We start from the raw sequence: 13843 nt of genomic DNA, 5'->3' as shown, positions 1-13843 counted from the left end.
GAAGGTGAGATACTGTGGGTCCACGCCCGGCTTGATGCGCGCGCGTGTGACAGGGCCTAGCTGAGCAAGACCAGATTGCCAGGCAAGTAGGTGAGTCGGGCGCCGTACAGGTCGCGGATCAGCGCCAGGGCGACATCGAGCTTATCGATGGAAAACTGCGCCTGGACGCGGCGCATGCCCAGCTCTTCGCTTTGCAGGAAGATCTTGCCGGGCCGGTATCGGTTGAGCTCCTCGACGACCTGCGCCAGCGGCGTGTCATTGAACAGCAGCAGGCCGCGGCCCCAGGCCAGCACGGCATGGGAATCGGCCGGCGCGGCCAGGCGCAGCACGGCCGCGCCGTAGCGCAACTGCTGCGACGCGGACAAGGTGGTGCGCCGCTGCGGGTGGTCGACTTCGACCCGGCCTTCCAGGCAGCTCAATTCCACGTCACCATCCGGAAGGTAGCGTACGTTGAAACTGGCGGCGCGCGCCTGCAGCCGTGCGCCGCCGGCCAGCACGGTACACGCCTCACGGCCACCCGTCACGATCTGCGCTTCACCGGCCAGCAATTCGATGAACGCGGCCTCATCCGCGCCGCGCAGGTTCAGGCGTGTCTGCGTATTCATGCGCACTTGTGCGCCGCCGGCCAGCGCCAGTTGGCGCTGCTCGCCCGTGCCCGTGCGATAGTCGGCGGCCAGTTCGCCCACGGACGGCCACAGGGCCAGCGGCGGACGCAAGGCCAGCAGCGCCACCCCCGTGGCCAGCGCGCCGCCCAGGAAGGCGCGCCGGCCGCGCGACGGTGCGCGCATGGCTTGCTCGCGCGCCACCGCGGGCGCCGCCATGCGCAGGCCGCGCCACAGCTGTCCCAGTTCCCGCGCCGCCCGGGCATGGCCGGGACTTTGCGCGCGCCAGCGGGCGAACGCCTGCGCATCGGCCTCGCTCGCCCGGCCCGACCGCAGGCGCACCAGCCATTGCCTCGCCTGTTCCTCGATATCGCCGTCGCTGTCGTTGCTGTGTTGGGTCATGATGAAGAATCGTATCAGAAGCGGCGCGGGCCGCCACGGGCGGCCATGTCGGCCGGCGCGCCCACGTATTGCTGGCAATGTCGCAGGGCGTGCCGCAACTCTTTTTCCACCAGGCTCAGCGAAATATCCAGGCGCGCGGCGATCTCGCGATTGAGCTGGCCATCGATATGCGCCGCCAGCAGGATCTCGCGCTGGCGCGGCGTAAGCTGGCGCAGCGCCGCTTCCAGGGCGATGATCTCGCTGCGCGCCGCGACGATGCGTTCGGGATCGGCCAGTTCGTCTTCCACGTCGAACAGGGCGTCGATATCGGCATCGTTCAATTTCCGGTGTTCGCGGCGGTACTGGTCGGTGGCGACGTTAACCGCCATCTGCAGCAGGTAGGCGTCGGGATTGCGCACGGCTGTATTGCCGGGCATCGACTCCAGGCGCAGCCAGGTCTCCTGCAGGGCATCGCTCGCGCGCTCCCCGGTGCCGACGATGTACTCAAGCTTGCGGCGCAGCTGGCCATAGCGCGTCACCAGCACGCCGCGCAGGCGCGCGCGCAAGCTATCGGGCATCAGCCTGGTCCTCCACGGGCGCCGGCTGGCAGGCGCCGCCCGAGTCATCCGGGCGCAGCAGAATGGTGATCGGCTGCGGCATGGTCGGCGGCGGCGGCTCGAATACCTGCGCACGCAAGCTGCGCGAAATCACGGCATCGCGCAGCGGGCGTCCCGTGCTGCCCGCCTGTTTCAGCGTCGCCACGCTGCCCGACGCGGCGATGCGCAAGCGTAGCGCCAGACGATAGCTGCCGGGGCGCGTCAGGGTCGAGCGGCACAGGGCGCGCAGCAATTGCGTCTGCACGCCACTGACATAAGCGCCATAATCAGCACCGTCCGCACGCACGGCATCGATGGCGTCCAGGGCGATGGCACCGCTTTCTGGTGGGAGTGGCGGCGTGGCCGGGGTATCGCCGGCAGGCAGCTGGATGATGGCGGCATTCGCCGCCGGAAAACGCGCATGCAGGCCGGTGCCCGACAGCAGGCGTTGCAGCGCCTCCGGCGCCGGAAAGCTGCCTTGCACGGCACTGCTGTAGCGCTGGCGCAAGGCGCCGCTGGGCGCCAGCACGGAAATCCCCGTGATCAGGCCATACGCCCTGAGCGCATCGGCGAGCGGCTGGGCTGGAATCTGGAACGCATACAGCGGCGGCGCGGCGTGCGCCGTTCCTGTCGCGGCGAAGCCGGCCAGCAGCAGGCATCCGGCCAGCGCCAGCACACTGAGCGACGCCGGGCTTGCTGTCATCACGCTATCGTCCTGTTCTCGAAATGGGGCTGTTGCCGACGAATGCTCCATCGACAGCAGCAGGCTACACGGCAAAAGTGACACCATCGTGACACGCCGTGACCAGCCGCCGCCTTCCGCCATTCGTCACCCCATGCTCGGCCGCGCTGCCGGGCAGGCGCCGCCCGGCCATCGACAATGGCAAGCACGGCGACTTCTTCATCGAGTACGCGTCGGGTACGAGGCGGCGGTGGTCAACGCCATCGCCGCCCTGTCCCGTGCCTCAGCGCCTGACTACATGCGCTGGCAGGCGGCCGGCTGGCCGTTTCGCGCAGCCGGATGCCAGCTCTTGCCCGAGCTTTTCACCTTGCAGTTATGCGCATCGCGATTGCTCAGCACATCGCCGCCACACTGGGCCGCCGAGCAGCACTGCTGTACCGTGGCGTTGACATTGCATGCCGCGTTGGGCCCGGCGACCGGGGCCTCGGGCTTGGCCATCTCGCCGCTGGCCGGTTTCGCCGGCTTGTCCTGGGCCAGGGCCGGCGCCTGCGCCAACACAAGGAAGGACATCGATACCAACAGGGCGCTCAGGAAATGACGTTTCATTGCTGCTCCTCGAAAGGTAAACCATGAACCGGCCCACGGCTTGCATCAGCGCTTGTGCGAGACCGCGCCGCGACTCGGCAAGGGACGAGCCGCCGCCGCGGGCATTTCCGCATAAGCTAACTCGCAAACGGTATGACGAATCCATGGTAGCAGCTAATTGCGCGCCAAATCTCTCGAATGATTGCAGCCGCGCCTGGCGCTGGCGACGCCCGCAGGCGTCTACAATAGGGCTGGACCGGCATGCGCCGGCCGCCGCGCCGCAGCCTGCTGACAGGCGGCATGGCATGCAAGGTCAGCCCCCGCCACAAGGAGTATCGGCATGAACAATCAGACCACCATCGTCCTCGTCCACGGTTTCTGGGGCGGCGCCGCCCACTGCAGCTTTTGCCAGAACCTCGATGCGGAAGAAGGCGCCGTGCTGGGCGTGATCCAGAAGGCGCCGCTGGCCAGCATCTTCGGCGACAACGTCAGCGACCCGGCCTGGAAGCATAAACCCAGCTGGTACCAGATTTCCAGCGCCGACCGCCTGCTTTCCCCCGTCAACCAGGAACGCATGGCAGCGCGCCTGAATGTCCGCAAGGTCATCACCCTGAACGCCAGCCAGGCCTCGCTGGCCTCGCGTCCCGTGGAAGTGGCGGCGCTGATACTGGAAGCGGCTGGCGCGGTGGCTGACGGGTAAGCCTGCTGGCTACAGCCAGCCCTCGCGCTTCAGGCGCCGGTGCAGCCAGTAGCAGCCGGCGATGATGACAACGATCACGGCCGGATAGCTGCCGCGCCACTTCAGTTCGGGCATGAATTCGAAATTCATGCCGTACAGGCTGAAGACCATGGTGGGCACGGCCAGGATGGCGGCCCAGGCAGCCAGGCGCTTGACCACCTCGTTCTGACGGATAGAAATCTGCCCCAGCGCCACCTGCATGGCCGAATTGACCAGTTCGCGCATCTGCCCCGCCGTATGCGTCACCCGTTTGACGTGGTCGAGAATGTCGCGGTAATAGATGCGGTTTTCCTTGGGCACAATGTCGCCATGGAAACGGATCAGCTGGGTGCAGATGTCGTGCAGCGGGTTGACGGCCGCGTCGAGCTTGAGCAGTTCTGTCTTGAGCTGGTAGAAATCCTGCAGCTTGTCTTCGCTCAAGCTGGGCTTGAACAACTGCAATTCATGGTGCTGGAACCTGGCCTGCAAATGATCGATGCAGGGCTGGTACTGGTCGACAATGAAGTCGATGATCGAATACAGCACGTAGCCGGGGCCGCTGGCGAGTTTCTCGGGCACGCTTTCCTTGCGCTCACGCAACTTTGCATAACCGGCCGAGGCGCCATGGCGCACCGTGATGATGAAGCGGGGGCCGAGAAAGACGTGGGTTTCGCCATACACGATGACGTCGCCGTCCAGGGTGGCCGTGTGCATCACCATGAACAGGGTGTCGCCATACTCTTCCAGCTTGGGCCGTTCGTGCGCGCCCTGCGCATCCTCGACGGCCAGCTCGTGTAAACCAAAGGCCGATTGCAGCGCCTGCATGGCGGCCGCATCGGGGCCGGCCAGGCCTATCCACACGAAACAATCGGGCTCGCCAAGGAAGTCGCCCACCTTGTCGATATCAAAGTGCGCGATCTTCTTGCCGTCGCGATAGGCTTCGCCATTGACAACGGCGGCGTGGGTACTCAGGTCCATGGTGATTTTCTGCTAATGGCGGCAATATTGGGGGGCCAGTATAGCGGAGACCATGATAAACATGCCAACTGAGCGAGCGGATTGACATGCGGGTACGCCAATACAAAAATTTGAAACAAGGATAATCGGGATTGAACGACCTCGGCGGCCTAGCCCGTCGACATGACCGCATTCAAGGCGCGCCGCAATTCCTTCAACCGGGGCGGCTTGCCCAGCACGCAGTTGACGTGTTCGGGGTAGTCGCTGTCGGCCGCCAGGCGCTGGCCCCAGCCCGTGAGCATGATGATGGGCGTGTCCGGCGAACACTGGCGCACCGCGCTGGCCACCTTGCGCCCGTCCACGTGGGGCATGCCCAGGTCCGTGATGACCACCGCAAAGTGTGCGTGCCTGTCGCGCGCGGCCAGGAAGCAGTCGATGCCGGCCTGGCCCCCATCGGCGGCCACCACCTCGTGGCCGTCGATTTCCAGGATGTCGCGCAGGGACTTGAGCACCATCGGGTCGTCGTCCACCACGAGGATGCGCAGGCGCGGCGGCACGGCGTGGGCCGTGTCGGGCGCTTCCTCCCCCTTGCCCACCACGCAGGCGGGAAAAGCCAGGCGCACCGCCGTGCCCTGCCCAGGCGCCGTGAGGATGTCGATGCTGGCGCCATGGCGCTCCATCATGCCGTACACCATGGCCAGGCCCAGGCCCGTGCCCCGCTCGCCCTTGGTGGTGAAAAACGGTTCCAGGCAGCGGCGGCGCGTATTCTCGTCCATGCCGATGCCCGTGTCGCCCACCTCGATCTGCACCTGGCGCGCCGTCTGGCCGGGCATGCCGATGCAGCTGGTGCGCACGGTCAGGGTGCCGCCGTCCGGCATGGCGTCGACGGCGTTGAAGACCAAGTTGGTCAATGCTTCGCGGATTTCGCCCACACTGCCGGGCAGCATGGGCAAGTCATCCGCCAGCTCCGCACGCAGGGCGATGACGATGCCGCGCTGCTGCGGCATGTCGCTCCAGCGCGCGCGCGTCAGGTCCAGCACCTGCTGCGCCACCAGGTTGGCGCTGATGGGCGACAGCGCCAGTTGCGGTTCGCGCTGGCGGTAGAATTCGCGCATGCGCGCTACGGTGGCGGCCACGTCGTCGATGGCGCGCTCGATGACTTCCAGGCAATGCCGGCCCTGCGGACTGAGATTGGTTTCCGTCTCCAGCAGCGATTCCGTGTACAGCGCCACGGGAGAAATGGCGTTATTGATGTCGTGCGCGATGCCGCTGGCCATCTGCCCCAGCGCGCGCAAGCGCTCCTGCTGCATCACCGACTGCTGCGTCTGGCGCAAATCGTCGTACGCGCGCTGCAGCGCGCCATAGAGCTGTGCCTGGTTGGCGGCCAGCGCCACATGCTCGCTCAACTGGCTGAGAAATTCGCATTCGCCGCTGGTAAAGCTGTGCGCCGCGCGGCGCGCCACGATCAGGATGCCGAAAACCGTGTTTTCAGCCAGCAGCGGCGCCATGACGAGGGCGCTCAGCCCCCCTTGCGCCAGCCGCTGCGGAAACGGAAACGCCACCTCGGCGATGTCGGCTTCATACACGAGCTTGCCGCGCACGCAGCTCGACAGGCCATTCTCATCGATGGGGATGTGCGCCTGTTCGCCCATCATGAAGGCATGCGCCAGCGCTTCGCTGCGTACGCCCACGCACGTCACCTGCAGCGCGTGCTGGGACGGCTCGTACAGGCAGATGCAGCTGAAATCGATGGGCAGCTGGTCTTCCAGGCTGCGCACCACCACCTGGAAGATGCTGCGCAAGTCCTGCCGCTCGCCGATCGAGCGCGTGATCTGCTGCAGCAGGTTCAGGCGTTCGAGCTGTTCATGCACCTTGCGCTCGGCCAGCTGGCGCTCGGCGATCTGCGTTTCCAGGGCGGCATTCGTGTGCGCCAGCTCGTCGCGCGAGACGGTGGTGCGCCGCAGCTTTTCCGTCATGCCGTCGAAGGCGCGCGCCAGGTCGCCGATTTCATTCTTCGTATGCACGCCGAGCGCAAAATCGAGCTTGCCGGCGCCGACGATCAGGGTGCCCTGGCGCAACTTTTCCAGCGGTCCCGTGACGCTGGTCATGGTGAAGTAAATCAGGCCGGCCACCAGCGCGATGATCATGCCGCCGAACAACATTACGGCCACGTTGGCCCGCTGCTGCGCATCGAGCACGCCTTGCCGGCTCAATTCGGACAGCCTCATCGCGTCCGAGATCATGCCCTGCACCTTGCCCATGATCTGGCCGGACAGGCGCGACTCCAGTTCGCCCAGCACCTCGCGCCGCTGCGGGTCCTGCCCCAGCTCCCGGTGATTCGCGACAAACAGCTCGAACAGAGAGCCCACGCCGGCCAGGTCGCCCTGCAATTCGCGCAACAGCGCGCGCTCCTCGCCGGTGCTGAAGGCGGGCGTGGCCAGCAGGCCCGTGGCCAACGATTCGCTGCGTAGCTGCCACTGGGCCCGCGTGCGCGCGCTATGGTACAGCGCATACTCAATCGACAAGTAGCGCAGCGACGTGACGGCTTGCAGGATATCGCCTGCGGCCTTGTTCTTCGCCAGTTCACGCTGCATCGCCATGGTGGTGGAGAACAGCACGGCGACGATGATGGCCACTAGCACCACGCAAAACAGTTGGGCCAGCTTGAAGCGCGTTACGATTTTCACGGTGGCTTTCTCAATGAATGACCGTCACGGCCGATGGCGCCACGACTTCCAGGCCATCCAGGTAGACGGCATCGAGGAAGTTCGGCATATCGCCGTTCCCGGGCAGGCGGTTCTTGATGGCCCAGCGCGCCTCGTCTTCCAGCGCCAGCAGCAAGCCCTGGTCGAGCACAATGCCAAACTGATAACCGTGCCAGGCCGCCTGCAGGCGCGCCGCCTCGCTGGCCGAGGCGCTGGAAAACAGGGCGCGCGCGGCGTCGGGCTCGTCGCGGCAAAAACGCGCACCGGCCAGCAGCGCGCGCAGCACCTTGCGCATGGTCGCCGGGTGACTGCGCACATAGTCGCCCGTGCCGGCCACATTGAACAGGCCCGCATACACGTCCTCGCCATAGAAGATAGCCGCGTTGCCTGCAATCGCATGCGTCAGGCCCGTCAGAAAGGGTTCCCAGCCGGCCGCCGCGTCGACCTCGCCCCGCGCCAGCGCACCGGCAAGCTGGTCCGGCGTGTAGTTGCGCAAGATGACTTCGCCGGGCAGCAGCTTCTGGCGGTTCAGGAAAGCGTCCAGCGTGAAATGGCCGGACGTGCCCAGGGTCACGCCGATGCGTTTTCCCTTCAGGCTGGCGGGCGTGGACACGCCACGGTCCAGGCGCCCCACGATGCCGTGGTCGCGCTCGGCCTCGAAGATGCTGGCGATGATGACGACGGACTGGTTCTGCAGGCTGGCCAGCACCACGGGGATGTCGGACACGGTGCCCAGGTCGGCCCTGCCCTGCAGCACGGCTTCCAGCGATGCCTTGCCCGACGAATACGGCTGCAGTAGCGCCTCGATGCCCTCGCGCGCGAAATAGCCCTGGGCGCGCGCGGCAAGCACGGGGCAGCTGCCCACGTACTCGGCATTCACGGCCAGACGCAGCACTTCCACGGGGCCGGGCGGCGCAGCGGCACGGGCATTGAGCCGCCAGATGACCGCGGCGGCAAGCGCCAGCAACAGCGCGACGGCCGCCAGCCAGATCACCCGCCGCACCGGCGCTGTGCCGTTCATGCGCTGCGCTGCGCCGTGGCCGACTCCAGCGCGCTGTTGATGGCCTCGGAAAACGCCACCACGTCGATCGGCTTGCTGAGATAGCGGTAGAAGCCCGCCGCCAGTCCTTGGCGGATATCGCCTGGCCCGGCCACGGCCGTCAGGGCGATGACGGGGATATGCGCAGTGCGGGCATCGGCGCGCAGCAGCTGCATCACTTGCGTGCCGCTGATGTCGGGCAGGTCGCTGTCCATCAGTATCAGCTGCGGCAGGTGGCGGCGCGCCAGGTCCAGGCCCGCCTGGCCATCGCCGGCCGACAGCAGGTCGAGGTCGGGGCGAAAATGGATCAGGCCCGCCACCAGCGCCAGATTCAGGGGATTGTCTTCCACATACAGCAGCGTCTTGCGGTCCGGCAGCCGTATCGTTTCAGCGGGCCGGGCAATGGCGGGCAGGCGCGCACTTTCCTGCAGCGGCTGGAGCGCCGGGCAACTGGCGATATCGAGCCAGAAGGTGCTGCCGCGTCCGGGCGTGCTGGCCACGCCTATCCTGGCCTGCATGGCTTCGGCCAGGCGCTTGCTGACCACCAGCCCCAGGCCCGTGCCCTCTTCGTCGCGCGCATCGCGTCCCAGGCGGTTGAAGGGCTGGAACAGCGCTTCGAGCTGCGCGGCGCTCATGCCGCCGCCCGTGTCGCGCACGGACAGGCGCAGCTGCCGCGCATCGACGGGTTGGCAATCGACGTGGATCTCGCCCTGTTCGCGGTTGTACTTGACGGCGTTTGACAGCAAATTGAGCAGCACCTGCTTGAGGCGCGTGCGGTCGGCCAGCACGTGCAGTCCGCCCGCTTCCACGAACGTCAAGGTGATGCCGCGCTTGTGCGCCAGCGGTTCCATCATTTGCCAGCATTCGTGGTAAATGTCGGCCAAACCCACGGCTTCCATCGACAGCGACATATTGCCCGACTCGATTTTGGCGATGTCGAGGATATCGTTGATCAGGGTCAACAGGTGCCGGCCCGCGCCGAAGATGTGCGACGCAAAGGTTTTCTTTTCCTGCGCCGTCGAGGGGATGGAATCGGACATCAGCATCTGCGAAAAGCCCAGGATGGCGTTGAGCGGCGTACGCAGCTCGTGGCTCATGCTGGACAGGAAATTGGTCTTTTCCTGGTTCGCCCGCTCGGCCACTTCGCGGGCCAGCTGCAAATCCTTGTTCATGGCGTCAAGTTCGGCCGTGTGCTGGCGCAGCAGCAATTCCAGGCGCGCATTGGCGATGCGCAACTGGCGCGTTTCCAGCGCCCGCGCCAGTATCAGCAGGATACCCGAGACCTTGAACGGCTTGACGACATAATCGAGCGCACCCGCCTTCATGGCTTGCACGGCCGAGGCGATCGTGCCTTCGCCCGTCATGATGATGCAGGCCAGGTCCGGATCGATCTGGCGCGCCGCTTCCACCACGGCGATGCCGTTCATGCCCGGCATCATCAGGTCGACCAGTAGCAGGTCGAACGATTCGACAGCCAGCAGGGACAGCGCCGCCTCGCCCGAAGCCAGCCCCGTCGTGTCGTAGTACTGGCCCCGCAGGGTGTCGCACAGCGCGCGCACATGCGCCAGTTCGTCATCGACGATCAGTATCCGCGGCAGCATTGATGAGCTGTTCATGCATTCTCCTGACGGCATGACCTTGCGGACCGGGAACTTGCCCCGCAACATGCGTTCCGAGCATAGCACTTGAAAATTACTAAAAATACACGCATTGTCACGCGCGCGGCGGCGCAAGGGTGCTAGGCGACCTCGGGAAGCCCCCGCAGCAACTTATCCAAGGTCACCGGATACTCACGCACCCTCACCCCCGTCGCGTTATACACGGCATTGGCGATGGCGGCCGCCACGCCGCAGATGCCCAGCTCGCCCACGCCCTTGGCTTTCATGGGCGAGGACATGGGATCGGTTTCATCGAGGAAGATGACGTCCTGGTGCGGGATGTCGGCGTGCACGGGCACTTCGTAACCGGCCAGGTCGTGGTTGACGAAAAAGCCGCGGCGCAGGTCGACCACCAGTTCTTCCATCAGGGCCGCGCCCACGCCCATGGTCATGGCGCCGATCACCTGGCTGCGCGCCGCTTTCGGGTTGAGGATGCGGCCGGCCGCGCAAACAGCCAGCATGCGGCGCACACGCACTTCGCCCGTGTCGCCGTCCACGCCCACTTCGACGAAATGCGCGCCAAACGTCGATTGCTGGAATTTTTTGTCGAGGTCGCCGTATTCCATATGGTCTTCGGCCACGACATCGCCATGGAAGGCGGCGGCAGCGAGCGGCACGCTGCGCTCGCCCTGGCTCACTTGTCCATCGGAAAAACGCGCTTCCTTTTCATCGAAACCCAGCTTGCCGGCGATGGCCTGGCGCAGGCGCACGCAGGCCGCGTACACGCCGGCCGTGGCACTGTTGCCGCCCCACTGGCCGCCCGAACCTGCCGAAACGGGAAAATCCGAGTCGCCCAGGCGCACGATGACCTTGTTCAAGGTCACGCCCAGCATTTCCGCCGCCGTCTGGGCGATGATCGTGTAGCTGCCCGTGCCGATATCCGTCATATCCGTTTCCACCGTGATCATGCCCTTGCCATCGAGGCGCACGCGGGCGGCGGATTGCATGACGAGGTTGTTGCGGAAGGCGGCCGCCACGCCCATGCCCACCAGCCAGCGGCCGTCGCGCCGCGTGCCCGGCTGGCTTTGCCGTTCCTTCCAGCCGAATTCCACGGCGCCCGTGCGCAGGCAATCGATCAGGCGGCGCTGGGAAAACGGCCGGCTGGGCTTTTCCGGGTCCACTTTCGTGTCGTTCAGGATGCGCAAGACGATGGGGTCCATATTCAGTTTTTCCGCCATCTCGTCCATGGCGATTTCCAGCGCCATCAGCCCCGGCGCCTCGCCCGGCGCGCGCATGGAGTTGCCTTCCGGTAAATCGAGCACGGCCAGGCGCATGGCCGTCATGCGGTTCGGCCCCGCGTACAGCAGCCGCGTCTGCATCACGGCCGTTTCCGGTTGGCCGCCTTTGAGGTCGCCCGACCACGATTCGTGGCCGATGGCCGTGATCTTGCCATCGCGCGTGGCGCCGATGCGCAGGCGCTGGATGGTGGCGGGCCGGTGCGTGGTGTTGTTGAACATCAAGGGTCGCGTCAGGGCCACCTTGACGGGGCGCCGCACCGCGCGCGCGCCCAGCGCCGCCAGCAAGGCTTCGGCGCGCAAGAACAACTTGCCGCCGAAGCCGCCGCCGATGTAGGGCGAGACGATGCGCACCTGGTCTTTTGGTATGCCCAAAGTACGGGCCAGGTCGCCGCGGCCCCAGTCCACCATCTGGCTCGCCGTCCAGAGCGTCACCTTGTCGCCCTCCCAGGCGGCTATCGAGGCGTGCGGCTCCATCATGGCGTGCGACTGGTCAGGCGTCGTGTAGCTGGCGTCCAGGCGCACGGGGGCATGGGCGTAGGCGCCGGCGAAGTTGCCCGTCTTGCTGTCGGGCTTGCCGTCCTTCGGCTTGGTCGCGCCGCCCTTGGCCTTGGCCAGATTGAACGCGCCCTGCTGCTGGACATACTTCACGTCCAGCAATTGCGCGGCCGAGCGGGCTTGCTCGAAGGTTTCCGCCACCACCAGCGCGATGGCCTGGTGATAATGCTGGATCTCGGGGCCACCCAGCAGGTTTGCCGTGTTCATCTTGCCTTTGCCCAGCTTGCCCGCCGATTCTGCCGTCACCACGGCCAGCACGCCCGGTGCGCGCCGCGCCGCGCCGGTATCAAGCGAGGCGATGCGGCCCTTGGCAATCGCCGCGCCCACCACGTAGCCGTAGGCAGCATGTGGCGCGGCGGCGTGTTGCTCATACGCGTACGGCGCCGTGCCCGTGGTTTTCAGGGGGCCGTCGATACGGTCCGTGGGACGGCCAACGACCTTCAACTGGTCGATAGGGTTGGTGGTCGCAGGTGTCGTAAATTTCATGGCCCTAGCCTTTCTGTGCGGGTGCTGTCGCCATCACGGCCGCTATTGTGCGCTGCGCCAGGATGACTTTGAAGGCATTGTCGGCCGTCGGCTTGGCGCCCGCCAGCAGGCGTTCACTCACGGCGCCGGCGCCGGCGGACATGGCCTGCTCCGCGCCGGCAACCCGCCACGGCTGCGGCGCCACGCCGCCCAGGGCCAGCCTGCCCTTGCCATCGGGCAAGATAATCGCCGCGACGGATACCAGCGCAAACGCATACGAGGCGCGGTCGCGCACCTTGCGATACACGTGCGTGCCGCCAATGGGCTTGGGCAAGGTCACGCTGGTGATCAGTTCGCCCGGCTGCAGTACGCTTTCCAGTTGCGGCGTGTTGCCCGGCAAGCGGTAAAAATCGGCGATGGGGATGCTGCGTACGGCGCCGTCGGCCCGCACCGTATCGATGCCTGCGTCGAGTACGCGCATGGCCACGGCCATATCGCTGGGGTGCGTGGCAATGCAGGCATCGCTGCCGCCCAAAATAGCCAGCGGCCGGCTGAAACCGCCGATGGCGGAACAGCCGCTGCCCGGCACGCGCTTGTTGCAGGCCTGGTTCGTGTCATAAAAATATGGGCAGCGCGTGCGCTGCAGCAAGTTGCCGGCCGTCGTCGCCTTGTTGCGCAATTGCGCCGAAGCGCCGGCCAGCAAGGCGCGCGACAGCACCGCGTAATCGCGGCGCACCGTGGCGTGCGCCGCCAGCGCCGTGTTGCGCACGAGGGCGCCGATGCGCAAGCCGCCGTCGGCCGTCGTTTCCACTGTATCCAGGGCGAGACCATTGACATCGATCAAGTGCGCGGGGGTTTCGATTTCCAGTTTCATCAAATCGAGCAGATTCGTGCCGCCGGCAATGAACTTGGCGCCTGGCGTGCGCAAGGCTTCGGCGGCCGCTTCGGCGGGTGTGGCCGCCTTCTGGTAGCTGAACACTCTCATGCCGGCCTCCCCGCCACCTCGGAAATCGCCTCGATGATGTTGGAATAGGCGCCGCAGCGGCAAAGATTACCGCTCATGCGCTCGCGCAATTCTTCCGACGTCGCCTGCGGGCGCGCGTTCAAGTCCGCACTGACGTGGCTGGGGATGCCCTGACGGATTTCTCCCAGGGCGGCGACGGCCGAGCAGATTTGCCCCGGCGTGCAGTAGCCGCATTGATAACCGTCATGCGCGATGAAGGCGGCCTGCATCGGGTGCAGTTTGCCGGGCGTGCCCAGCCCTTCGATGGTGGTGACACTGGCGCCATCATGCATCACGGCCAGGCTCAGGCAAGCATTGATGCGTTGGCCGTCGAGCATGACGGTGCAGGCGCCGCACTGGCCATGGTCGCAGCCCTTTTTTGTGCCCGTCAAGTGCAGGTGCTCGCGCAAGGCGTCGAGCAAGGTGGTACGCGTGTCGAGTTCCAGGCTGTGGCGCCGGCCGTTGACTTCCAAATTGACGTTCATCAGCACGGGCGGCGGCGAGGCAGCGGCCTGGCTGGCCGCAGTCACCGCTTCCGCCGCTCCCGCCACGCCGGGCACTGCCACTGCCGTGGCCGACAGCGCGCCGGCGATCAGCAAGCCTCGCCTGCCGGCATTGATGTGATTACAGTCTGTCATCTCGCGCTTCCTCCTGGCTGT

11 protein-coding genes and 1 pseudogene are annotated in these 13843 nt (G+C 66.2%); 1 reads left to right on the top strand and 11 read right to left on the bottom strand.

The genetic code is table 11. The features are described 5' to 3' along the window. Positions 1–56: 56 nt before the first annotated feature. The 4 genes from ACP7DE_RS23720 to ACP7DE_RS23705 all read right to left on the bottom strand — a co-directional run bounded on the left by ACP7DE_RS23720 (position 57) and on the right by ACP7DE_RS23705 (position 2867). Positions 57–1004 carry a FecR family protein gene (locus ACP7DE_RS23720; RefSeq protein ID WP_426074388.1) on the bottom strand — a complete coding sequence of 316 codons (948 nt, stop codon included), beginning with the start codon at positions 1002–1004 and terminating at the stop codon, positions 57–59. Positions 1005–1018: 14 nt separating this feature from the next. Further along, on the bottom strand, positions 1019–1561 hold the full coding sequence (locus tag ACP7DE_RS23715) for an RNA polymerase sigma factor (RefSeq protein WP_071077582.1): 543 nt from the start codon (positions 1559–1561) through the stop codon (positions 1019–1021). After that, a complete protein-coding gene (locus tag ACP7DE_RS23710) occupies positions 1551–2369 on the bottom strand; it encodes an STN domain-containing protein (RefSeq protein ID WP_426074387.1) in 819 nt (272 codons plus the stop codon). The genes ACP7DE_RS23715 and ACP7DE_RS23710 overlap by 11 nt, the downstream gene beginning before the upstream one ends. Positions 2370–2555: 186 nt before the next feature. Continuing rightward, positions 2556–2867 carry a hypothetical protein gene (locus tag ACP7DE_RS23705; RefSeq protein ID WP_426074386.1) on the bottom strand — a complete coding sequence of 104 codons (312 nt, stop codon included), beginning with the start codon at positions 2865–2867 and terminating at the stop codon, positions 2556–2558. 373 nt (positions 2868–3240) lie between these two features. On the opposite strand from ACP7DE_RS23705, the pseudogene ACP7DE_RS23700 reads away from it, so the two are divergent. Continuing rightward, positions 3241–3546, top strand: a pseudogene (locus ACP7DE_RS23700) (alpha/beta hydrolase); the annotation flags it as partial. A gap of 9 nt (positions 3547–3555) precedes the next feature. On the opposite strand, the gene ACP7DE_RS23695 reads toward ACP7DE_RS23700, so the two are convergent. From ACP7DE_RS23695 to paoA, 7 genes are all read right to left on the bottom strand, one after another. After that, a complete protein-coding gene (locus ACP7DE_RS23695) occupies positions 3556–4542 on the bottom strand; it encodes a magnesium and cobalt transport protein CorA (RefSeq protein WP_426074385.1) in 987 nt (328 codons plus the stop codon). A gap of 149 nt (positions 4543–4691) precedes the next feature. Beyond that, complete coding sequence (locus ACP7DE_RS23690) at positions 4692–7208, bottom strand: ATP-binding protein (protein ID WP_426074383.1); 2517 nt, start codon at positions 7206–7208, stop codon at positions 4692–4694. 10 nt (positions 7209–7218) lie between these two features. Continuing rightward, positions 7219–8247, bottom strand: coding sequence for an ABC transporter substrate-binding protein (locus tag ACP7DE_RS23685; protein ID WP_426074382.1), 1029 nt, complete (start codon positions 8245–8247; stop codon positions 7219–7221). Beyond that, the gene (locus ACP7DE_RS23680) at positions 8244–9881 is read right to left on the bottom strand and encodes a response regulator (protein WP_426074381.1); all 1638 of its coding nucleotides are present in this window, start codon (positions 9879–9881) and stop codon (positions 8244–8246) included. The genes ACP7DE_RS23685 and ACP7DE_RS23680 overlap by 4 nt, the downstream gene beginning before the upstream one ends. Positions 9882–10003: 122 nt before the next feature. Then, entirely contained in the window at positions 10004–12202 is a 2199-nt protein-coding gene (gene paoC, locus ACP7DE_RS23675; RefSeq protein ID WP_426074380.1) for an aldehyde oxidoreductase molybdenum-binding subunit PaoC, read from the bottom strand. A 4-nt stretch (positions 12203–12206) separates the two neighbouring features. Next, a complete protein-coding gene (locus ACP7DE_RS23670; protein WP_426074379.1) occupies positions 12207–13166 on the bottom strand; it encodes an FAD binding domain-containing protein in 960 nt (319 codons plus the stop codon). Then, a complete protein-coding gene (gene paoA, locus ACP7DE_RS23665; protein WP_426074378.1) occupies positions 13163–13822 on the bottom strand; it encodes an aldehyde dehydrogenase iron-sulfur subunit PaoA in 660 nt (219 codons plus the stop codon). The genes ACP7DE_RS23670 and paoA overlap by 4 nt, the downstream gene beginning before the upstream one ends. Between the last annotated feature and the right edge of the window lie 21 nt (positions 13823–13843).

The sequence above is a fragment of the Janthinobacterium sp. DSP2-3-3 genome (genome assembly GCF_049897325.1).
In the GTDB taxonomy this organism is placed as follows: domain Bacteria; phylum Pseudomonadota; class Gammaproteobacteria; order Burkholderiales; family Burkholderiaceae_D; genus Janthinobacterium.
The sequence above is the reverse complement of the archived record's forward strand: the minus strand, read 5'-3'. Positions and strand labels throughout refer to the sequence as shown.

Bases quoted from the DNA above. Each gene is read 5' to 3' on its own strand.
- ACP7DE_RS23720 (WP_426074388.1), bottom strand. From the start codon at position 1,004: ATGACCCAACACAGCAACGACAGCGACGGCGATATCGAGGAACAGGCG.
- ACP7DE_RS23715 (WP_071077582.1), bottom strand. From the start codon at position 1,561: ATGCCCGATAGCTTGCGCGCGCGCCTGCGCGGCGTGCTGGTGACGCGC.
- ACP7DE_RS23710 (WP_426074387.1), bottom strand. From the start codon at position 2,369: ATGGTGTCACTTTTGCCGTGTAGCCTGCTGCTGTCGATGGAGCATTCG.
- ACP7DE_RS23705 (WP_426074386.1), bottom strand. From the start codon at position 2,867: ATGAAACGTCATTTCCTGAGCGCCCTGTTGGTATCGATGTCCTTCCTT.
- ACP7DE_RS23695 (WP_426074385.1), bottom strand. From the start codon at position 4,542: ATGGACCTGAGTACCCACGCCGCCGTTGTCAATGGCGAAGCCTATCGC.
- ACP7DE_RS23685 (WP_426074382.1), bottom strand. From the start codon at position 8,247: ATGAACGGCACAGCGCCGGTGCGGCGGGTGATCTGGCTGGCGGCCGTC.
- ACP7DE_RS23680 (WP_426074381.1), bottom strand. From the start codon at position 9,881: ATGAACAGCTCATCAATGCTGCCGCGGATACTGATCGTCGATGACGAA.
- paoC (WP_426074380.1), bottom strand. From the start codon at position 12,202: ATGAAATTTACGACACCTGCGACCACCAACCCTATCGACCAGTTGAAG.
- ACP7DE_RS23670 (WP_426074379.1), bottom strand. From the start codon at position 13,166: ATGAGAGTGTTCAGCTACCAGAAGGCGGCCACACCCGCCGAAGCGGCC.
- paoA (WP_426074378.1), bottom strand. From the start codon at position 13,822: ATGACAGACTGTAATCACATCAATGCCGGCAGGCGAGGCTTGCTGATC.